Source organism: Agrobacterium sp. O3.4 (assembly GCF_041414895.1).
Taxonomy (GTDB): domain Bacteria; phylum Pseudomonadota; class Alphaproteobacteria; order Rhizobiales; family Rhizobiaceae; genus Agrobacterium; species Agrobacterium cucumeris.
This window is the reverse complement of record NZ_JALPZP010000003.1, coordinates 288906-310319: the sequence shown is the minus strand read 5'-3', so window position 1 is coordinate 310319 and position 21414 is coordinate 288906. Positions and strand designations below refer to the sequence as shown.

19 protein-coding genes and 1 riboswitch are annotated in these 21414 nt (G+C 58.9%); of the genes, 14 read left to right on the top strand and 5 right to left on the bottom strand.

Annotated features, from left to right (window positions below):
- The first annotated feature begins 21 nt into the window (after positions 1-21).
- Complete coding sequence (locus M0412_RS18630) at positions 22-1689, top strand: heparinase II/III family protein (protein ID WP_269701358.1); 1668 nt, start codon at positions 22-24, stop codon at positions 1687-1689.
- A 167-nt stretch (positions 1690-1856) separates the two neighbouring features.
- Positions 1857-3473 carry a bifunctional phosphoribosylaminoimidazolecarboxamide formyltransferase/IMP cyclohydrolase gene (gene purH, locus M0412_RS18625; RefSeq protein ID WP_269700826.1) on the top strand — a complete coding sequence of 539 codons (1617 nt, stop codon included), beginning with the start codon at positions 1857-1859 and terminating at the stop codon, positions 3471-3473.
- 87 nt (positions 3474-3560) lie between these two features.
- Here the strand turns inward: purH and M0412_RS18620 are convergent, their stop codons facing one another.
- Together M0412_RS18620 and M0412_RS18615 are read right to left on the bottom strand one after the other, a co-directional pair.
- Complete coding sequence (locus M0412_RS18620) at positions 3561-5093, bottom strand: UxaA family hydrolase (RefSeq protein ID WP_269700828.1); 1533 nt, start codon at positions 5091-5093, stop codon at positions 3561-3563.
- 42 nt (positions 5094-5135) lie between these two features.
- Entirely contained in the window at positions 5136-5828 is a 693-nt protein-coding gene (locus tag M0412_RS18615) for a FadR/GntR family transcriptional regulator (protein WP_269700830.1), read from the bottom strand.
- Between the two features lie 256 nt (positions 5829-6084).
- On the opposite strand from M0412_RS18615, the gene M0412_RS18610 reads away from it, so the two are divergent.
- The 9 genes from M0412_RS18610 to M0412_RS18570 all read left to right on the top strand — a co-directional run bounded on the left by M0412_RS18610 (position 6085) and on the right by M0412_RS18570 (position 15400).
- Entirely contained in the window at positions 6085-7647 is a 1563-nt protein-coding gene (locus M0412_RS18610; RefSeq protein WP_269700831.1) for a sugar ABC transporter ATP-binding protein, read from the top strand.
- An 8-nt stretch (positions 7648-7655) separates the two neighbouring features.
- Positions 7656-8678, top strand: a complete 1023-nt coding sequence (locus M0412_RS18605; protein WP_142842148.1) for an ABC transporter permease — start codon at positions 7656-7658, stop codon at positions 8676-8678.
- Between the two features lie 76 nt (positions 8679-8754).
- Entirely contained in the window at positions 8755-9696 is a 942-nt protein-coding gene (locus M0412_RS18600; RefSeq protein ID WP_046799686.1) for an ABC transporter substrate-binding protein, read from the top strand.
- Positions 9697-9760: 64 nt separating this feature from the next.
- Complete coding sequence (locus M0412_RS18595) at positions 9761-10774, top strand: aldo/keto reductase (RefSeq protein WP_142842149.1); 1014 nt, start codon at positions 9761-9763, stop codon at positions 10772-10774.
- A 5-nt stretch (positions 10775-10779) separates the two neighbouring features.
- Positions 10780-11601: an amidohydrolase gene (locus tag M0412_RS18590; RefSeq protein WP_269700835.1), complete on the top strand. Its 822-nt coding sequence runs from the start codon at positions 10780-10782 to the stop codon at positions 11599-11601.
- Between the two features lie 3 nt (positions 11602-11604).
- Positions 11605-12615, top strand: a complete 1011-nt coding sequence (locus M0412_RS18585) for a zinc-binding alcohol dehydrogenase family protein (protein WP_269700838.1) — start codon at positions 11605-11607, stop codon at positions 12613-12615.
- On the top strand, positions 12612-13745 hold the full coding sequence (locus tag M0412_RS18580) for a mannitol dehydrogenase family protein (RefSeq protein ID WP_269700840.1): 1134 nt from the start codon (positions 12612-12614) through the stop codon (positions 13743-13745). The genes M0412_RS18585 and M0412_RS18580 overlap by 4 nt, the downstream gene beginning before the upstream one ends.
- Positions 13746-13756: 11 nt before the next feature.
- The gene (locus tag M0412_RS18575; RefSeq protein WP_142842153.1) at positions 13757-14086 is read left to right on the top strand and encodes an L-rhamnose mutarotase; all 330 of its coding nucleotides are present in this window, start codon (positions 13757-13759) and stop codon (positions 14084-14086) included.
- A gap of 36 nt (positions 14087-14122) precedes the next feature.
- Positions 14123-15400 (top strand): L-fuconate dehydratase, encoded by a 1278-nt coding sequence (locus tag M0412_RS18570; protein WP_269700842.1) that lies wholly within the window; start codon positions 14123-14125, stop codon positions 15398-15400.
- Here M0412_RS18570 and cobD read toward each other — a convergent pair.
- Complete coding sequence (gene cobD, locus M0412_RS18565; RefSeq protein WP_269700845.1) at positions 15382-16428, bottom strand: threonine-phosphate decarboxylase CobD; 1047 nt, start codon at positions 16426-16428, stop codon at positions 15382-15384. The two genes, M0412_RS18570 and cobD, sit on opposite strands and share 19 nt — an antisense overlap.
- Between cobD and cbiB the strand changes: the two genes are divergently transcribed.
- Entirely contained in the window at positions 16427-17392 is a 966-nt protein-coding gene (cbiB, locus tag M0412_RS18560; RefSeq protein ID WP_269700847.1) for an adenosylcobinamide-phosphate synthase CbiB, read from the top strand. The genes cobD and cbiB overlap by 2 nt on opposite strands.
- Here the strand turns inward: cbiB and M0412_RS18555 are convergent.
- Positions 17379-18836, bottom strand: a complete 1458-nt coding sequence (locus M0412_RS18555; protein ID WP_269700849.1) for a cobyric acid synthase — start codon at positions 18834-18836, stop codon at positions 17379-17381. The genes cbiB and M0412_RS18555 overlap by 14 nt on opposite strands.
- A gap of 1 nt (position 18837) precedes the next feature.
- Positions 18838-19455, bottom strand: coding sequence for a cob(I)yrinic acid a,c-diamide adenosyltransferase (gene cobO / locus M0412_RS18550; RefSeq protein WP_269701360.1), 618 nt, complete (start codon positions 19453-19455; stop codon positions 18838-18840).
- A gap of 132 nt (positions 19456-19587) precedes the next feature.
- A riboswitch (cobalamin riboswitch) is annotated at positions 19588-19807 on the top strand.
- 118 nt (positions 19808-19925) lie between these two features.
- Here cobO and M0412_RS18545 point away from each other — a divergent pair.
- Together M0412_RS18545 and cobW are read left to right on the top strand one after the other, a co-directional pair.
- Positions 19926-20351: a DUF1636 family protein gene (locus tag M0412_RS18545; protein WP_269700852.1), complete on the top strand. Its 426-nt coding sequence runs from the start codon at positions 19926-19928 to the stop codon at positions 20349-20351.
- Positions 20348-21385 carry a cobalamin biosynthesis protein CobW gene (gene cobW, locus M0412_RS18540; RefSeq protein WP_065114404.1) on the top strand — a complete coding sequence of 346 codons (1038 nt, stop codon included), beginning with the start codon at positions 20348-20350 and terminating at the stop codon, positions 21383-21385. The genes M0412_RS18545 and cobW overlap by 4 nt, the downstream gene beginning before the upstream one ends.
- Positions 21386-21414: the final 29 nt, after the last annotated feature.

Here is a 21414-nt window from a genome sequence, read left to right as displayed (position 1 = left end):
TTAGGGTCCTTTGCAGGCAGCATGAATGCGGCCGGTCTTCTTTCACGGATGGCGTATCGTCATCTGTGTGTCGGCCTCACACCTTTGCGTCTGCATGTCTCGCGGTTTGCCAACCGTGTTCCAGATGGTCTGGTAGCGGCACCGACGGATTTGCGGGCTATCGATCCTTATTTTGCCGAGGAATTGCTTCGCGGGCGAATTGCGCTTGCCGGTCGCGTCGTGGAAACCGGCGGCCTTTCGCCCTTTCAGGTGGATTATCCCTCGCTTGTTTTTGAGGAGCGGCTACACGCCTTCGGGTGGTTGCGGCATATCCGCTCCGACAGGTCGAGTGAGGCTTGCAAGCGGGCGCGTCGCATTGTTGCCGAATGGATTGCCCTGAACGGCAGGCGTGTTACCGGGACAGGCTGGTCTCCGGAGATCGCGGCCCAGCGGCTGATCGCCTGGCTGTCCCATTCGCCCGTCGTTTTATTCGAGGCCGATGCCGGCTTTTATCGCCGTTTCCTCAAAAGTCTCGCCTTTCATGTGCGTTATCTGGACAGGATCGTCAAACATGCGCCGGATGGCGAGACACGGCTGCGGATCAGGATTGCGCTTGCCATGGCCTCCATCGCCATGCCTACACGCCTTTCTCGCATCACCCGGCATGGAATGAAGCTGGCTCAGGAGATGGAGCGCCAGATCTTGCCCGATGGTGGGCACGTGTCCCGTAACCCACGGGCCATGCTGGATCTGCTGCTCGATCTTCTGCCGCTTCGGCAAAGTTATATCAATCTGGGTCACGATCTGCCCTCCGGGCTGGTGCCGGCGATAGACCGGATGTTTCCGGCCATCCGGTTTTTCCGGCACCAGGGCGGTGATCTGGCGCTGTTCAACGGCGCGACGGCGACACTTGCCAATGAGCTTGTCTCCGTGCTGCGTTATGACGAAACCGCCGGTCGGCCTTCGAAAATGTTGCCGGATGTCAATTACCATCGGCTTGCGACAGATGAGACCGTCATCATCGTCGACACGGGGTATCCCGGTTCGGCGGAGCTTTCCCGTAGTGCCCATTCGGGTTGCCTGTCTTTTGAAATGTCCTGCGGCAAGAACCGGTTCATCGTCAATTCGGGCTTTCCGAAAAACGCAGCTCCGGAATATCAGCGAGCCAGCCGGTCAACTGCCGCCCATTCCACCGTCACGCTTGCAGACACGTCGTCTTGCAGGCTGTCGCGCTCGAGATTGCTTGGCCCGATCATGATTTCCGGCGTCAGCCAGGTGGATAGCGAGCGTGGAACTGATGGAAACGGCAACGACGTCCTGCGGGCGTCGCATGATGGCTATCTGCAGAACTTTGGCTGCTATCATGAGCGGGAAATCGAGTTAAATGCGGCCGGCACGAAAATCAAAGGCCGTGACCTGCTCAGAGCCGACGAGAATACGACGAAGACACAGTCACAGCTGATCTCAGCGGTTTCGCGTTTCCATATCCATCCTCATATTCAGTTGCACCAGCGGGATGAGGAGTCGGTTTATCTGGAAGCGGCGGATGGAACCACCTGGCTGTTTTCGGCGCCTGGGCTGGAGGTTTTCGTGACGGAAGATGTGTTCATGGCTGATGCGTCCGGCATGCGGCCTTCGCAACAGATCGAGTTGCCCTTCAATCTCGCCAATACGCGGGAAATCCGCTGGATCATCGAACGCAAGGCCTGAGCCGTATCTCGTCCCGCAATCGGGGCGATTTAGCACGAAAACTGCCGATAGATTTCACCCTCCGTCATCCGTGCTGTTTATTAATCCGGTAAGCTGTGTTAACGCGGCGGCAATTGCTGGATCAATTCCATTTCAGCCTGTCCTCCCCGTTAAACGGAGTATGCCCGATGGCCGTCGTGTCCAAAAAAATCCCCGCTCCCGATAAAGTCAAAATTCGCACGGCGCTTCTTTCCGTGTCCGACAAGACTGACATTATCGAGCTGGCGACAGTCCTCTCCAAGCTTGGCGTCCGGCTGCTTTCGACTGGTGGAACGGCGAAGGCCATTGCCGATGCGGGACTGGCGGTGACGGATGTTTCTGAGGTGACCAATTTTCCCGAGATCATGGACGGTCGCGTCAAGACTCTTCACCCGAATGTGCATGGCGGGCTTCTGGCGATCCGGGATGATGCCGAACATGTCGAGGCGATGAAGGCGCATGGCATTGAGCCGATCGATCTCTCGGTGATCAATCTTTATCCCTTCGAGGAAGTTCGGGCCAAGGGCGGCGATTATCCGACGACGGTGGAAAACATCGATATTGGCGGCCCGGCGATGATCCGCGCTTCCGCCAAGAACCATGCTTATGTCACCGTCGTTACCGATCCGTCCGACTATCCCGCGCTTGTCGAAGCCCTGCAGGCGGATGATGGCCAGACTTCCTATGCGCTGCGCCAGCGCTTTGCCGCCAAGGCCTATGCCCGCACGGCCGCCTATGACGCAGTGATTTCCAACTGGTTTGCTGAAGCGCTTTCGATTGAGACGCCGGATTACCGTGCCATCGGCGGAACGCTGAAGGAAAAGATGCGTTATGGCGAAAACCCGCATCAGAGCGCCGGTTTTTACCTGACCGGCGAAAAGCGTCCCGGCGTCGCAACCGCAACGCTGCTTCAGGGCAAGCAGCTTTCCTACAATAATATCAACGATACGGATGCGGCTTACGAGCTGGTAGCGGAATTCCTGCCTGCAAATGCGCCGGCAGTCGCCATCATCAAGCATGCCAACCCCTGTGGCGTTGCGACCGGTCCGACGCTTGCCGAAGCTTACAGGCGGGCACTGGCCTGCGATTCCGTCTCTGCCTTTGGTGGCGTCATTGCCTTGAACCAAACGCTGGATGCAGAAACGGCGGAAGAGATCGTCAAGCTCTTCACCGAGGTCATCATCGCACCTGATGTCACCGAAGAAGCCAAGTCCATCATCGCCCGCAAGCCAAACCTGCGCCTGCTGACTGCTGGCGGTCTGCCGGACCCACGCGCAGCCGGCATCACCGCAAAGACCGTTTCCGGCGGCCTGCTGGTGCAAAGCCGTGACAATGGCATGGTCGAAGATCTCGACCTCAAGGTTGTCACCAAGCGTGCGCCGACGGCGCAGGAGCTTGAAGACATGAAGTTTGCCTTCAAGATCGCCAAGCATGTGAAATCAAACGCGGTGATCTATGCTAAGGATGGGCAGACCGCAGGCATCGGCGCAGGCCAGATGAGCCGGGTGGATTCCGCCCGTATCGCCGCCCAGAAGGCGGAAGATGCGGCCAAGGCGCTTGGCCTTACTGAGCCGCTGACGCGCGGGTCTGCGGTTGCTTCGGAAGCCTTTTACCCCTTCGCCGATGGTTTGCTTGCTGCGATTGCCGCTGGCGCCACAGCGGTCATCCAGCCGGGCGGCTCCATGCGCGACCAGGAAGTGATCGACGCTGCAAATGAGCATAATGTGACGATGGTGTTCACCGGCATGCGCCACTTCCGCCATTAAGTTACGGATCTATAGTCAGCAAAAGTTGAGGCCCGGAAATCGCTTTCCGGGCCTTTTGTTTCACGTGGGACAGTTTCGATTTTTCGTTCAGGTCACCGCGCCGACCTGCCACGGCACGAATTCGTTGTCGCCGTAGTCGTAAATTTCGCTGACGGTTTTGTCGCCGGAAGCCACGGCTAGAATATGCTCGAAAATTCGTTTGCCGGATTCTTCGATGGTTTCCGCGCCGGTAACGATCTCACCGCAGTTGATATCCATGTCTTCCTTCATGTGTTCATACATTTCGGAATTGGTGGCAATCTTGATGCAGGGCGATGGCTTGAAACCCGAGACCGAGCCTCGGCCGGTGGTGAAACAGATGACGTTGCAGCCGCCGGCGACCTGGCCGGTGACGGCAACGGGATCGTAGCCGGGCGTATCCATGAAAACGAAACCCTGCTCCGTGACGGTTTCGGCGAATTCATAGACCGCCTTCAGCGGCATCGAGCCGCCTTTGGCGACTGCACCCAGTGATTTCTCCAGAATGGTGGTCAAGCCACCGAGCTTGTTGCCATGGGAGGGGTTGTTGTTTAGCTCGTCGCCATTGCGGGCGGTATAATCCCGCCACCAGTCGATACGCTGCAACAGCTTTTCGGCAACCGCCGGGGTGATGGCACGTTTTGTCAGCAGGTGCTCGGCGCCGTAAATCTCAGGTGTTTCAGAAAGAACAGTCGTGCCGCCATTGCGGACGATGAGGTCAGATGCATAACCCAGGGCCGGGTTGGCGGAGATGCCGGAATAACCATCCGAACCGCCGCATTCCAGCGCCACTTTCAGCTTTGAAAGCGGTTGTTCGGAGCGGCGGGCTGCATTGACCATCGGCAGCATGGCCTTGATCTCGGCAATTGCCGCATCGATTGTCTTGCGCGTGCCGCCGTGCTGCTGGATCGTCATGGTGCGCAGCCGCTCGCCCTCTTCCATCTTGTAATGTTCGAGGATGGGGGCGATCTGGTTTGTTTCGCAGCCGAGGCCGATCAGCAGAATGCCGCCGAAATTGGGATGGCGGGCATAACCCTGAATGGTGCGGATCAGAAGGCGATAACCTTCCGATTTGGTATTCAGCGCGCAGCCGCCGCCATGCGTCAGCGCGACGACACCATCGACATTGTCGAAACCGTCAAGTCCGCCCTGCTTGTTGAAGTAGTCGGCGATATAACGCGACACCGTGGCGGAACAGTTCACCGATGCGATGACGCCGATATAGTTGCGTGTGCCCACGCCGCCGAGACCGCGATCATAACCCATGAAGGTGCGACGCTCGGTTTCCGGCACCATGCCCTTTTCTTCGATATCGACACTGAACTGATGTGCGTGTTCGGAAGGCACCATTGCGAGATTGTGCAGATGCACGTGCCGGCCCGGTTCGATATCCTGCGTGGCGATACCGATCACCTGCCCATATTTCAGCACCTCGTCCCCGGATTTAATGTATTTCAGGGCCACTTTATGCCCTCGTCCGATTAGCTCGCGAGCCGTCAGATCGCCCCTGCCCGTCGCACCACCGGCCGGAATGGACCGGCGCGCCACCGCAACATTGTCGTTGGCGTTCAGCAAAATGGTTGCCTCGGAATTCTCACTCACGGGTTTTCCTCCTCCCGGTATATTGCCTGCTATGTTTTTAACTCAGCTTTCGACCCAGCGCCGTTTGGAGCCTTCCAGATGGGTATGAATGGCGGCCTGCGCCAATAGCGGATCTTTGAGCTCCAGAGCTGCCAGAATGGCTTCGTGCTCCTGAAGCGCATGGGTCCAGGTATCCCGATCCTCGAATTTGACCCGCAACTGGGCTGAAATGGGGCTGTGTCGTTCGTCGAAAAGGCTTGCAACCAGCCGTGTGAGGACGCTGTTACCGGATTGTTCGGCAATGGTGACGTGAAACAGCCGATCCTGATCCAGGGGTTTGCGTCCCGCCTCGATTTCCTTCTGCATGGTATTCAGGATCTGGCGAAGGTTTGCGATCGTCTCGTCGGTCATGCGGCTTGCCGCCAGCACGATGGTTGCGCCTTCCAGCGCAGCGCGTGCTTGCATCAACTCAGAGGGGCTGTCGCCCAGCGATTTGGTGTGATGGGTTGTCTGGAGAGCCTCCGTCGAGACATAGACACCGGAACCCATGCGAATTTCGACAGTGTTGTCGATTTCAAGCGCAATCAGCGCTTCTCGCAACGAAGGTCTCGATACGCCGAGTTTCTGCGCCAGTTCCCGTTCGGCCGGAAGTCGTGTTCCAGGCAAAAATTCACCGAGATCGATGAGTTCACGGATCTGGTCCGCTATCTGCTGATAGAGCCGGCGTGGTTCCGCTATTTTGGCCTGACCATTCATGTGTTTTTCGATGAGCCCTGTCTTCAATCTCTATTTGGCCTTACCGTAACGCCAAGCGTATCAATACGCAAGAAATTACTTAAATATAAGAATTTACATCATTAAATCTGTTTTCTATAGGTTGATATTCCATTTCCATTAAAACCCCGTTTCAAATTTTGGCCTAATTGGCTTGACCATTCTAAAAAACCGGCCTAACCATTTGGCCTGTTCAAGGCACCCCGGGGAGTGGGGAGCACGGGTGGGAGGTTTCCAGATGTCGCAGGGCGCATCGACAATTCAGGGCGATTTTTCGCCTGAGGAGACGGGCGCGGAGCGTTCGGCCCTCCTGCGTCTTGAAAACATCAGCAAGGAATTTCCGGGCGTAAAGGCGCTGTCGAATGTGCATTTCGATCTGCGCAGCGGCGAAGTGCACGCTGTGTGCGGCGAGAATGGCGCTGGAAAATCGACACTGATGAAAATCATCAGCGGCGTCTACCAGCCGAGCGACGGCACGATCCTGCACAAGGGCGTGAAGGTGCAATACGCATCGCCGCTGGAGTCCGAAGCGGCGGGCATTGCCATCATTCATCAGGAACTCAATCTCGTTCCGCACCTCTCCGTCGCCGAAAACATCTATCTCGCCCGCGAGCCGCGGCGTGGTTTTCTCGTGGATCGTAAAAAGCTGCGCCTTGATGCGAAACGCTGTCTCGACAGGCTGGGAGTCGATATTGACCCTGACCAGATCGTGCGTGGCCTCTCGGTCGCCCAATGTCAGATGGTGGAGATAGCCAAGGCGCTTTCTCTTGATGCTGAAGTGCTCATCATGGACGAGCCGACCTCCTCGCTGACCGAGCAGGAAACACGGCTGCTGTTCAAGGTCATTCGTGATCTCAAGGCATCCGGTGTCGGCATCGTCTATATTTCTCATCGTCTCGATGAAATGGCCGAGATCGTTGATCGCGTGACGGTCCTGCGCGACGGTCGTTATATCTCTACCGACGATTTTGCGTCGATCACCGTCGACGATATCGTCACGCGCATGGTCGGGCGCTCGCTGGAAGACAAGTTTCCGGAGCGCACATCGAAGCCGACGGAAGACATTATTTTCTCTGCCGAGGGACTGACGCGCGCGGGCGTGTTTCAGGATGTCTCTTTCTCGCTGCGGCGTGGCGAAATTCTCGGCTTTGCCGGGCTGATGGGGGCCGGACGCACCGAGGTGGCGCGTGCAATCTTCGGAGCCGATGCCCTCGATAGCGGAAAAATCATCTTTGAGAGCCGCGAGCTTTCCATCCGCTCACCGCAGGACGCCATCAGGGAAGGTATTGCCTATCTGTCGGAAGACAGAAAGAGCGATGGTCTGGCCATCAAGATGTCCGTTGCCGCAAATACCACTCTTGCCAATATCGGCGAAGTTTCCAACCGTTTCGGGCTGATTGATTTCAAGAAACACGACGATGTCGCCAGACGTTACGTCGATCTCCTGAATATTCGCACACCTTCCATCCAGCAGACGGTGCGGCTGCTATCAGGTGGCAATCAGCAGAAAATCATCATCGGCAAATGGCTGTTCCGGCAGTCGCGTGTGCTGTTCTTCGATGAGCCGACGCGCGGCATCGATGTCGGCGCGAAATTCGCGATCTACAAGATCATGGACGAACTGGCTGCGAAGGGCATCGGCGTTGTTCTCATCAGTTCGGAGCTGCCGGAAATTCTCGGGCTGACGGATCGCATCGCCGTTTTCCATCAGGGCCGGATCACGGGCGTGCTTGAGACCGCCAAGACCAATCAGGAAGAAATCATGCGGTATGCGTCCGGTTACGGCCGGGCCGCGCAGTGAGGAACGACATGGCCAATATTGCAGAACCCAAGAAGAGCTTCGCTTTCAGCGACCGCCAGAAGGACATCATCCAGAAATTTGCGGCGCTTGGCAGCCTCGTTGCGCTTGTCGCGGTTTTTTCCGCAACCAGCAGCGCTTTCTTCACCGTCAATAATGGCATGACGATCGCATTGCAGGTTACGTCCATCGCGCTGCTCGGTATCGGTGCAACCTGCGTCATCATCACCGGCGGTATCGATCTTTCCGTCGGTTCGGTGCTTGCGCTTGCCGGCGTCGTTGCCGCACTTGCGGTGAAAGAACTTGGCATGCCGGTGCCGGTCGGCATGTTTCTCGGTATCCTGACGGGGTCTCTCTGCGGCTTCATCAACGGCCTGCTTGTGACGCGCTTCAAGCTGCCGCCTTTCATCGCCACACTCGGCATGATGCTGATTGCCCGCGGCGTAGCTTTGCAGATCACCGGTGCTCGCGCCGTGTCCGGTCTCGGCGAATCCTTCGGCGAACTCGGCAATGGCGCGCTTTTCCGCATCGTCAATATCGGTGATGACGGCTTTCCGAATGTGGTGTTTCCGGGTATCCCCTACCCCGTCATCCTGATGGTGGTGATTGCGCTTGCGGTTTCCTTCATGCTCAACCGCTCGATCCTCGGCCGTCATATCTATGCCGTCGGTTCCAACGCGGATGCGGCGCGGCTGTCTGGCGTGAATGTCGCCCGCGTTACCAACTTTACCTACATCCTGTCCGGAACGCTTGCGGGGTTGACGGGCTGCGTGCTGATGTCACGCCTCGTCACGGCCCAGCCGAATGAAGGCGTGATGTATGAGCTGGATGCGATTGCCAGCGCCGTCATTGGCGGCACGTCCCTGATCGGCGGTGTGGGCACCATTTCCGGTACGGCCATCGGCGCCTTCGTCATCGGCATCCTGCGCAACGGTCTCAATATGAACGGCGTCTCCGCCTTCACACAACAGATCATCATCGGCCTCGTCATTCTGGTCACCGTCTGGATCGACCAGTTGCGCAACCGCCGCTGATCAAGGGCCTGCGGACCCTTTCCGCAAAAAAGATCGGCAAGGGGAGGCCCGGTATGCCGACATCACGGAGGAAGAAATGAACAAACTTGCGACCGCCCTTCTGACATCCGCAATCGCGCTGTGGAGCGTTTCCACCGTGCAGGCCGGCGAAATCGCCGTCATCGTCAAGACCGTCAATTCCACTTTCTGGCAGAACGTCCAGAAGGGCGCCGATGCGGCGATGAAGAACTCTGCCGGCAACACCATGACCTTCCAGGGTCCGGCTGCCGAATCTGCGATCGCCGACCAGGTCAACATGGTTGAAAACGCCATCAACCGTAAGGTCGCGGGCATTGTTCTTGCCCCTTCCGATCCGGATGCGCTGGTTCCGGCCGTCAAGAAGGCCTGGGAAGCCCGTATTCCCGTCGTTCTGATCGACTCGCAGCTGGCCAGCGGCTCGGAGCAGTATTACCAGTCGTTCCTCGCAACCGACAACAAGAAAGCCGGCGAACTGGCAGCGCAGGCGCTGATCGACAAGGTGGGCAAGGAAGGCAAGATCGCCGTCATGTCTTACGTCGCCGGTGCCGGTTCGGAAATCGGCCGCGTTGGCGGTTTCACGGATTACATCCAGATGAATTCCAACCTGAAGATCGTCGGTCCTTTCTATTCGCAGTCGCAGATGGCGACCGCGCTGAACCAGACCACTGACGTTCTGGCCGCCAATTCCGATCTGAAGGGTATCTTCGGCGCCAATGAGCCGACGGCAATCGGTGTTGGTCGTGCGCTCGCCCAGACCGGCAAGGCCGGCAAGGTGGTTGGCATCGGCTTCGACGGCAATCAGGACCTTCAGGGCTTCGTCAAGGATGGCACGCTGGCCGGCATCGTTGTTCAGGGTTCCTACCAGATGGGTGAGAAGGGCGTGGAAACCATCACCAAGCTCATCAACAAGGAAAAGGTTGAGAAGTTCGTCGACACGGGCGTCGTTGTTGTCACCAAGGACAATGTCGACAAGCCGGAAGCCAAGAACGTTCTTTATTGATGCATGACGGCGCGCCGCTCTACGGCGGCGCGCCTTTTCAAATAAAACCCGGAAAGTCCCTGCGATGAAAGTCTCCGATACACGCAAATTGCCGCGCCGCGCCGTTGACGTCACGGTCATGGGCCTCGGCTGCGCCCAGATGGGCAATCTCTACCGCGTCACGCCCTATGAGGAGTCCAAAGGTGCGTTCGACACGGCATGGGAAAGTGGAATGCGTTATTTCGATACCGCGCCCTTTTACGGTTATACGCGGTCAGAGCGTCGTCTCGGCACCATGGTAACGGAGCATGAGCGGAACGATTATACGCTCAGCACCAAGGTCGGCCGGGTGATGGTTCCGGATGAAACCGTCGGCGCGGAAGAGGACGCCTATATTGCGCCCCTGCCGTTCCGCCCGACCTATGATTATTCCTATGACGGTATCCTGCGTTCCTTCGAAGCCAGCCAGCAGCGGCTCGGTGTTCTGAAGCCCGATATTCTTTATGTGCATGATATCGGCTCCTTCACCCACGGCGAAAAGCACCAGCATTACTGGGAGCAGCTGACCACTGGTGGCGGCTTCCGGGCGCTTGGCAAACTGCGTGAGGAGGGCTCGACCGGTGCTGTCGGCCTCGGCGTCAACGAATGGCAGATCGTCAGCGATGCCATGGATGTCTTCGATATCGACGTTGCCATGCTTGCCGGCCGTTATACGCTCCTGGAACAGCAGAGCCTTGCCTTCATGAACCGCTGCGCTGAAGGCGGCGTCGGCATCGTTGTCGCCGGTGCCTTTAATTCGGGCATTCTGGCTGGTAACCGCAAGTTCAACTACGCCGATGCGCCTGCCGATATCCTCACGCGCGTTGATGCGCTGCAGGGCGTGTGCGAGGAGCTGGGCGTGTCGTTGCAGGCGGCCGCGCTGCAATTTCCGCTCGCCCATCCGGCTTCGGTCACGGTCGTGTCAGGCGCGCGCAACGCGCAGCAGCTTGCTTCCAATATTGAATGGTTCGAACAGCCTATCCCGGATGAGTTCTGGTCCGAGCTGCACAGGCGCGGCCTGATTGCCGAAGGTTCGCCCGTGCCCGGCGGAAAGGCCTGAAGGCCATGCTCATCGACGCCCACCAGCATTTCTGGCTGATGAAGGACCGTGCCGGGCAATGGCCGCCGCCGTCACTTGCCGCCATCTACCGGGATTTTCTTCCGGCCGATCTCTCGCCTTTGCTGGCTGCGGCCGGGGTTTCGGGCACGGTGCTGGTGCAGACAATGGAGACTGCCGCCGATACGGATTTCATGCTGGAGCTGGCGGAAAAGACCGATTTCATCAAGGGCGTGGTCGGCTGGGTGGACATGAAGTCCCCCGATGCGGCGACGGAAATTGCCCGCCGGGCAAAACATCCAGCCTTCAGGGGCGTGCGCCCCATGCTGCAGGGCATTGAGGATGTGGCCTGGATCGACGATCCGGCGCTGGAAGCTGCGGTGGACGCGCTGGTGAAACACGGGCTGGTATTCGATGCGCTGGTTCTGCCGGCCAATCTGCCGCATCTCCTGTCATTTGCCCGCCGCCATCCGCAATTGCATGTTGTCATCGATCATGGCGCAAAGCCGTTGATCGCCACCGGCCTTTACAGCGGCTGGCGGAGCGACATGGTGGCATTGGCGGCTCTTGCCAACGTCCATTGCAAGCTGTCCGGTCTGCTTACCGAGCGTGGCGAGCAGCGGCCGGAAGCGGTGCGGCCTTATGCCGAAACCATTCTGGAACTCTTCGGCGCAAACCGCGTGATCTTCGGCAGCGACTGGCCGGTGTTGCGACTGGCCGGTGATTACCAGGCCTGGCTGGATTTCTGCCGCGATATCGTGCCGGCAGAGGACCATGCGGCAGTTTTTGGCGGCAACGCCATCCGTTTTTATTCCCTTTCTGACAGGTGATGCATGCTGGCGATTTTCTGTGACACTCCCGGTCAACTTACCGCCAAGGATCTGCCGAAGCCTCGTCGTGGTGAAGGTGAAGTGCTGGTGCGCATTCGCCGCATCGGCGTCTGTGGTACGGATCTGCATATCTTTACCGGCAACCAGCCTTATCTTTCCTACCCGCGCATCATGGGCCACGAGCTTTCCGGCACGGTGGAAGAAGCGCCTGATGGCAGTCCTCTTTCGGTTGGCGACGTCGTCACCGTCATTCCCTATATCTCCTGCGGAAAATGCAGTGCCTGCCTGAAAGGCAAGAGCAATTGCTGCAGGAACATTGGCGTGCTCGGCGTTCATCGCGATGGCGGCATGGTCGAATATCTGAGTGTGCCGCAGCAATTCGTGCTGAAGGCGGAGGGGTTGAGCCTCGATCAGGCAGCCATGACCGAATTTCTGGCGATCGGCGCGCATGCCGTGCGCCGTGGCGCGGTCGAGAAAGGGCAGAAGGTCTTGATCGTCGGCGCCGGCCCGATCGGCATGGCGGTTGCGGTTTTTGCGGTTCTCGATGGTGGCGAGGTGACCATGATCGACGGGCGCACCGACCGGCTGGATTTCTGCAAGCAGCATCTCGGCGTCGCCCATACGGTAACGCTCGGTGAGGGTGATAAGGACCGCCTTTCCGATATTACCGGCGGTGATTTCTTCGATGCGGTTTTTGATGCGACGGGCAATCCGAAAGCCATGGAGCGGGGGTTTTCCTTCGTCGGGCATGGCGGCTCCTTTGTGCTGGTATCCATCGTCGCCAGCGATATCAGCTTCAATGATCCGGAGTTTCACAAGCGCGAGACGACGCTGCTTGGCAGCCGCAATGCAACGCCTGAGGATTTCGAGCGGGTGTTGCAGGCGCTGCGAGAAGGCAAGGTGCCGGAAGCACTGATTACCCACCGTATGACGCTTGCCGATGTGCCTTCCAAATTCGCCGGTCTGACCGATCCGAAAGCCGGAGTCATCAAGGGCATGGTGGAGGTGGCATGACAGCTGACACCCCCATTCTGCAATTTGGCACCAGCCGCTTTCTTCTGGCGCATGCGGATCTGTTCGTTTCGCAGGCGCTGGATAAAGGCGAGGCTCTTGGACATATTACTATTGTCCAGACGACCGGCAATGCGGAAAGCCTGAAGCGTGTTGCCGCACTGAATAGCGGTGCCCCCTACCCTGTGCGCATTCGCGGTATCCGCGATGGGCAGGAAGTGGACGAGGAAATTCCTGGCAAGGCTGTCGCACGCGCGCTGACCGCCGCAACCGACTGGGCCGAAGTGCGGCGTCTCGCCTGCGTGGCCGAGGTCATTTTGTCCAATACGGGTGATCGTGGTTATGAGCTGGATTCCGCTGACGGGCCTGGCCTTGCGGCCGATTTCACGGTGGTGCCGAAAAGCTTTCCTGCCAAGCTCTGCATGTTGCTGTTGGAGCGTTTTCAGCGCAATCCGGAAGCGCCTTTGTCGATCTTCCCCTGCGAGCTTGTGCCGCGCAATGGCGAAAGTCTGCAGCAAGTCATTCGCCAGGTTGCAGACGAGTGGCAGCTGCCGGCGGGGTTTGCCTTTTATCTCAACGAGAAATGCCGTTTCGCCAATAGTCTGGTCGATCGCATCGTCTCCGAGCCGATCGATCCTGTTGGTGCGGTGGCGGAACCCTATGCGCTTTGGGCAATCGAGAGGCAGGAAGGGCTCGTTCTGCCATGCACGCACCCTGCGATCGTGCTGACGGATGATCTCGACCATTACGAAAAGCTGAAGCTCTTTCTGCTCAATCTCGGGCACTCCTATCTGGCCGAGCGCTGGATGCAGGATGCCCGCGCGAAGGATGAGACCGTTCGTCAGGCGATGGGCGACGACGCTCTCGTTACGGATCTGGAAACACTGTGGCGGGATGAGGTTCTGCCGGTCTTTGCTGCCGAAGGCATGGGAGATGAGGCTGAGGTCTATATCGGCGTGCTGCGCGAACGTCTGCGCAATCCTTTTCTCGCGCATCGGCTGGCCGATATCGCCGGTAACCACGATGAAAAGAAGCGTCGTCGATTCATCCCGATCATCGCTGCTGCAGAACGGCTGGGATTGAACCTGCCGCAACACCGGCTGCGCGCAGCACTCGCCACCATAAAGCAATAACGGAGTTTTTCATGCAGCGGATGGGCATGGTCATAGGCGTCAAACCTGAGATGATCGCGGAATATAAAAGGCTGCACGCTGCCGTCTGGCCGGAAGTTCTGGCGCTCATCAGCGACAGCAACATTCGCAACTATACGATCTTCCTGCGCGAACCGGAAAATCTGCTGTTCGGTTATTGGGAATATCACGGCACGGATTTCAGTGCCGATATGGCGAAGATAGCCGCAAGCCCCAAGAACCAGGAATGGTGGTCTTTTACCATTCCCTGCCAGCAACCGCTCGAAAGCCGCAAGCAAGACGAGTGGTGGGCGATGATGGAAGAAACCTTTCACCACGATTGAACGATTTCCTTTGACACTGACCGCGAGTAACCGGCCATGACCAAAATTACAGATCTGCGTGTTTTCGACCTGCGTTTTCCGACCTCCCAGAGCCTTGACGGTTCGGATGCGATGAACCCCGACCCGGATTATTCGGCGGCTTATGTCATTCTCGATACCGATGAGCCGGGCCTTAAGGGCCACGGGCTGACCTTCACCATCGGTCGCGGCAATGACATTTGCTGCATGGCCATCGAAGCGATGCGGCATCTGGTGGTCGGCACCGATCTCGCCACCGTCACCGAGAACCCCGGCAAATATTGGCGGCATCTGACGAGCGACAGCCAGCTGCGCTGGATCGGCCCGGACAAGGGGGCGATGCATCTCGCCACCGGTGCCGTCGTCAATGCGGTCTGGGACCTGCTGGCGAAGAAGGCGGGCAAGCCGGTGTGGCAGCTTGTTGCCGATATGAGCGCGGAAGAAATCGCCGATATCGTCGATTATCGTTATCTGACCGATGTGTTGACCCGCGACGATGCGCTTGCGATCCTCAAAAAGGCCGAGAGTGGCAAGAAGGAGCGTATTGAGACGCTGAAGAACGAGGGTTATGCCTGCTACACGACGTCAGCCGGCTGGCTCGGTTATGACGACGCCAAGCTGCGCCGTCTTTGCCAGGAAGCCATCGATGCCGGTTTCAACCATGTGAAGATGAAGGTTGGCCGTGATCTGGAGGATGATATTCGCCGTCTCACCATCGCCCGTGAGGTGATTGGCCCCGACCGTTACCTGATGATCGATGCCAATCAGGTGTGGGAAGTCGATCAGGCAATCGAGTGGGTGAATAAGCTCGCCTTTTCCAAGCCCTTCTTCATTGAAGAACCGACCAGCCCGGATGATGTCGCCGGCCATCGCAAGATTCGCGCAGCCATCGGTTCCGTGAAGGTGGCGACGGGCGAAATGTGCCAGAACCGCATCATGTTCAAGCAGTTCATCGCTGAAGGCGCGATCGATGTGGTGCAGATCGACAGTTGCCGTATGGGTGGCCTCAACGAAGTGCTGGCGGTGCTGCTGATTGCCGCCAAATATAATCTGCCGGTCTGGCCGCATGCCGGTGGCGTCGGCCTTTGTGAATATGTGCAGCACCTGTCGATGATTGACTATCTGGTGGTTTCAGGCACCAAGGAAGGCCGCGTCATCGAATATGTGGATCACCTGCACGAGCATTTCATCGAGCCTTGCGATATCAGAAACGCCGCTTACATGCCGCCGAAACTGCCGGGCTTCTCCATCGAAATGAAGCCGGAGTCGATTGAAACCTACACTTTCGAGGCATGATTGAAAGAGAGCAGCGCCGCTTCCAGGCGCTGCCACTCGGCTTCGCTGCCGGGGAGGCCGAAACGAATATCGCTCGGCCTTTCATCGAAGACGCGGACCAGAATGCCGCGCTTGCCAAGATGGTCGAACAGTGCTGTGGCGCGCTTGTCCCGGACCAGCGTGAAGAGAGACGTGCCGCCGGCGATTTCCAGCCCCGCTTTTTTCAGCAGGTCATTCATGCGTAGGGCTTCTTTCGCGAGCTGGAGGCGCATGGATGATTGCCATTCCTCGTCTGCCAAAGCTTCGGTCGCAATATGCAGTGCCGGGCCGGAAACTGCCCAGGGTCCGAGCCTCGCATCCAGTGCGGCGGTGGTATCAGGATGCGCAATCGCGAAACCGAGCCGCACGCCCGCCATGCCATAAAATTTGCCGAAAGATCGAAGCACAACCAGCGCATCGTGATCCGCAGCATTTGCGAGACTTTCCGCCCCTCCTGCTTCGACAAAGGCTTCGTCCACAACGAGCAGGCCGCCTTTACCGCGCATCGAATCGGCGAAAGACAGCAAAGCATCTCGATCCGTGACGCGGCCATCGGGATTGTTGGGATTGACCACCACCGCGTAATCGTGAGCCGACAGGTCGCCAAGATTTTCAACTTCCGTCACAATCAGTCCGGCCATGCGCGCGGTGCGGGCGTGTTCCGCATAAGCGGGAGAAAGCACGGCCCCGCTTTTTGCCCCACGGGAAAGCGCGATTTGAGCCAGCAACGGCATCAGCATCTGGGTGCCAGGTGAAAGCGTGATATGCGAGGCGGACGGCGCGCCAAAATGGGCTGCTGCCAGTTGCTTCAACTCCTCGGCGGCACCAGGTTCCGGCAGGCGGGCAAATGCGCTGGCGGGAACGGGCGAATGCGGATAGGAGTGCGGATTGATCCCGGTCGAAAGGTCGATCCAAGGTTCAGGCGCTTCAGGGAACATCAGCCGCGCCTTGCCGAGATTGCCGCCGTGACGGATCGCTCCTTGAGCCTTTTCTGGTACTGTCTCGCCCATGTTCTTTGCTCTCGCTTTCCTGTCACTCGTGATCGAACGCCTGACCGGTTATCCGGACTGGCTGTTCAACCGTATCGGCCACCCCGTCACGTGGGTCGGTTCGCTTATCGCGCTGCTGGACAAAAAATGGAACCGGGAGAGCGCGTCATTTTCGCAGCGTAAAGCGGCGGGCGTGGCGGCACTGGCTGTTTTTGCCGGTCTCACCGTCATTCTTGCATGGTTTGTGCAATCGTTTCTGCTTCTCCTGCCCTTCGGCCTGTTGGCTGTTGCAATCCTCGGCGCTTCTCTTCCGGCTCAGAAAAGTCTGGAGCAGCATGTGGAAGCTGTCGCCACCGCTCTGGAGCGCGAAGGGGTGGAAGGTGGCCGCAAGGCGGTATCGATGATCGTTGGTCGTGATCCGCAAAAGCTGGACGAGGCGGCTATCTGTCGGGCGGCGATTGAAAGTCTGGCCGAGAATTTTTCCGATGGCATCGTCGCCCCCGCCCTGTGGCTCGGCGCACTGGGCCTGCCGGGCGGTGCGGCTTACAAGGCGATCAATACGGCTGACAGCATGATCGGCCATCGTTCGCCACGCCATGAAGCCTTTGGTTGGGCCTCGGCCCGGCTGGACGATCTGGTCAATCTGCCCGCCTCAAGATTAAGCGGCGGCCTTTTCGTCATTGCCGCGTTTTTCGTGAAAGGCGCTTCTCCGCGAGGGGCAATCGCCGCAATCCGTCGCGATGCGCGACACCACCGTTCTCCCAATGCCGGCTGGCCGGAGGCGGCGCTGGCCGGTGCTCTTGGCTTTGCGCTGGCTGGCCCGCGCTCCTATGGCGGGCAGATGATCGAGGCGCGTTTCATGGGCGAAGGCGGAAGAGCGACGCTGGTTGCCGGCGATATTCGCACGGCGCTTCGGTTGGCGAGGATCGCCGACGGGTTGCTGATCGGCCTGTTCGGGCTTCTGGCAATCCTCATCGCGCTATAGCAAGCAGCCTGTCGAGATCGAGATGCTGCTCCATATGCGCGGCAAGACGGTCGAGGACGGCCTCCACCTGCGCATCATAATTCAGTTCCGAACGCTGCCCGCCAAGCCGCCTCAGCCAGGCGCTGCGCTGGTGGTTATCTGCGAAAAGACCGTGAATATAGGTGCCGAAGACGCGGCCGTCAGGCGAAATGGCGCCATCGGCATGTCCTTCGATCATCGAAAACCGCTGGCGATCCGTAGTACTCGTCGTTTCGCCAACATGCATTTCATAGCCGGATAAATCAATTCCGTCGAAACTCCTGCCACGCACGGAAACCAGCCGCTTGTAGCCGGTCAAAACCGTATCGACATCCAGCAGGCCAAGCCCTGATACCGTTCCCGGCGGTCCTTCTATGCCGTCAGGATCGGCAACGGTTTTGCCGAGCATCTGGTATCCGCCGCAGAGGCCGAGAACATAGCCACCGCGCCGGGCATGGGCCTTGATATCGATATCGAGGCCCGCGTTTTTCAGCACTGCGAGATCGGCGATGGTGGATTTCGAACCACAAAGCAGCACCAGCCGGCAGTCGGGGGGAATTGTCTCGCCCGGCCGTATGCGGATCAGTTCCACATCCGGTTCCATGTCGAGGGGATCGAGATCGTCGAAATTGGAGATATGCGGCAGGATTGGCACCGCGATGCGGATTTTTGCGCCCGGTTTCTGCTGGCCAGGGCCGGAAAGACCGAGCGCATCCTCTGCTGGCAATTTCGCGGCATCGGAAAAATGCGGCAGAAGCCCGATGGAGGCCCAGCCGGTTTTTTCCGCGATCATCCGCATGCCGTCGGAAAACAATGTGGGATCGCCGCGAAAGCGGTTGACGATGAAGCCCGCTATCATTGCCGCGTCATCGCTTTCGAGTACGGCTTTGGTACCGACGAGGCTGGCGATGACGCCGCCACGGTCGATATCACCGATCAGGATGACGGGAGCGTCGGCTGCGCGGGCGAAACCCATATTGGCGATATCATTGGCGCGCAGGTTGATTTCAGACGCGCTGCCCGCCCCCTCCACCAGCACCAGATCGGCCTGTTGTTTCAGGTGCTCAAAGCTTTCCAGCACACGCGGCATCAGCCCGGCCTTCATGTGCTGATAATCCGCAGCTTTGGCATTGCCGAAGATCTTGCCCTGCACCACCACCTGTGCGCCGGTCTCGCTCTGGGGTTTCAGGAGTACCGGGTTCATGTGAACGGAGAGTGGTACACCCGCCGCCCGCGCCTGCAGCGCCTGGGCACGGCCGATCTCGCCGCCATCGGCGGTTACCGCCGCGTTGTTAGACATGTTCTGCGGTTTGAACGGCATCACCGACAGGCCGCGCCGGGTGAATGCCCGGGCAAGGCCGGCCACCATCAGCGATTTGCCGACGTCCGAGCCGGTTCCCTGAAACATCAGCACCCGTGCGGTCATGTCAGAATTCTATCCCGGCCTGCGCCTTCACGCCCGCCTTGAAGTGGTGTTTCACCAGGGTCATATCCGTCACCATGTCGGCAGCGTCGATCAGCGGTTGCTTGGCATTGCGGCCGGTGACGATGACATGCAGATCGGGCCTGCGACTGGACAGGGTTTCAACGACCTCTTCCAGCGGCAGGTAGTCGTAACGTAGCGCGATGTTCAGTTCGTCGAGGATCAGGAGGCCGATGGTTTCGTCGGCCATCAGGACCTTGGCTTCTTCCCAGGCCTTTGTGGCTGCGGCAACATCGCGTTTCAGATCCTGCGTGTCCCACGTGAAACCCTCGCCCATGGTGCGCCAGACAACCTTGTCGCCGAAAAGCGTCAGAGCCTGTTGTTCGCCCGTCGACCATGCGCCCTTGATGAACTGCACGACGCCGACCCGCCGCCCGGTGCCGAGCATGCGCAAAGCAAGGCCGAAGGCCGCCGTGGACTTGCCTTTGCCCGGGCCGGTATTGATCATCAGCAGACCTTTTTCGATGGTCTTTGCCGCAACTTCGGCATCCTGAACCGTCTTGCGGTTGACCATTTTCTGCCGGTGGCGTTCGGCTTCGTTATCGCTGATGTCGCGCGTCATCGCGTTTTCCTTCTCATCCTGCGGTGCGGGACCGATGCCCCTGCCATTCGGAGCGGCGACTATACCCAATTTGCCGCACCCGGCAATGCGTGAGGGGCAGGCCACGGCATTGACCCTCCCCCTCGTTCAGCCTAATGGTAGCGGACTGACGGTCTTTTCCCGGCAACGGGAAAAGCTAAGAGGGAACACGGTTCCACCCGGACAATGGGTCATTCCGTGGCTGCCCCCGCAACTGTAAGCGGTAAGCCTGCACCGTAAAGCCACTGGACCCTTGAAGATGGGTTCGGGAAGGCGGTGTCCGGGTGTTTTGAAGCCGCAAGCCAGGAGACCTGCCGTTTCAGAAAAACGTCTGTCGGGCGGGGTGCTCCGGTCAGTCGGTCAGATCGAATATTGGGTTTGCGCATCTGCGCATGCCGTTTTCGATGTCAGCACCCCGACGATTTTTTTAAAGGCGCGGGAAGCGAAACGGTTTGGATATTTCAGCGACATCTTCATGTGCAGGCGGAGACACGCAGGCTGACACGGCCTCCGGTGTGGTGGTCTTCGTTTGCCGAAGCTGTCGCGATGAAGCCGATCCCAATGCCGAACCACGCGCCGGTTTGCGTCTCGCCGAAGCCGTCATCGCGAAGGCGGAAGCATCCGGTGTCGTTGTTCGCTCCGTCAGTTGCCTTGCCAATTGCAAGCGCAGCCTCAGCGCCGTGCTTCGTGGCGCCGACGGCTGGTCCTATGTGTTTGGCGGGCTGACGCCCAATGACGCGGAAGACCTGCTGACAGGCGCGCATATGCTGGCCGCCTCCGCAGACGGCCTGATGCCCTGGCGCGGCCGCCCCGAACCATTGAAGCGCGGCATGGTGGCGCGCATTCCCCCATTCAATTTTACCGAGGAGAGATCATGAGCACCCTTCTGGACCGCGTTCCCTGCACCATCGTCACCGGCTTTCTGGGGGCCGGAAAAACCACGCTGCTGCGCGGCCTTCTCGAAAAGCTGGATGGCAAGCGGCTTGCCATCATCGTCAATGAATTCGGCGATATCGGCATCGATGGCGAAATTCTCAAGGGCTGCGGCATTGAAAGCTGCCCGGAAGAAAACATCGTTGAACTGGCCAATGGCTGCATCTGCTGCACGGTGGCGGATGATTTCCAGCCCGCTATCGAACAAATCCTCAGCCGCCAGCCGAAGGTGGAGCATATCCTCATCGAAACGTCCGGCCTCGCACTGCCGAAGCCGCTGGTGCAGGCCTTCCAGTGGCCGGCGATCAAGAGCCGCGTGACAGTGGATGCCGTGGTGGCCGTGGTGGATGGCGCAGCCCTTGCCGAGGGACAGGTTGCCCACGACATGGAAGCACTTGCCGCCCAGCGGGCCAATGACGAGGCGCTCGATCACGATGATCCGGTAGAGGAAGTTTTCGAGGATCAGGTCGCCTGCGCCGATCTCATCGTGCTGACCAAGGCTGATCTTCTCGATGATGCCGGTCTCGAGAAGGCGAAGGCTCATGTGCTCGAACATCTGCCGAGGGCGGCGAAGATTGTCGTCGCGTCGAATGGCGCCATTGATCCCGCCGTGCTGATCGGCCTTGGCCTTGCGGTGGAAGAGGATATCGAAAACCGCCGTACCCATCACGATGGCGCGTTCGACCATGAACACGACGATTTCGACAGCTTCGTCATCGACCTGCCGGCCGTGAGTGACCCGGAGGCGCTGGCAGCCCGCATCGCCGAGACGGCGGCTGCGGAAAATGTCCTGCGCATCAAGGGTTTCATCGAAGTTTCCGCAAAGCCGATGCGCCTGCAGGTGCAGGCTGTCGGCAGCCGCGTCAATCACTATTATGATCGCCCATGGGCGGCGGGTGAAGAACGCCGCAGCCGGCTCGTTATCATTGGTGAAAAGGGCATCAACCGCGAAAAGATCGAGCAGATGCTGGCAGCCTGACCGCTACGGACTTTTACTGGGAATGCCTT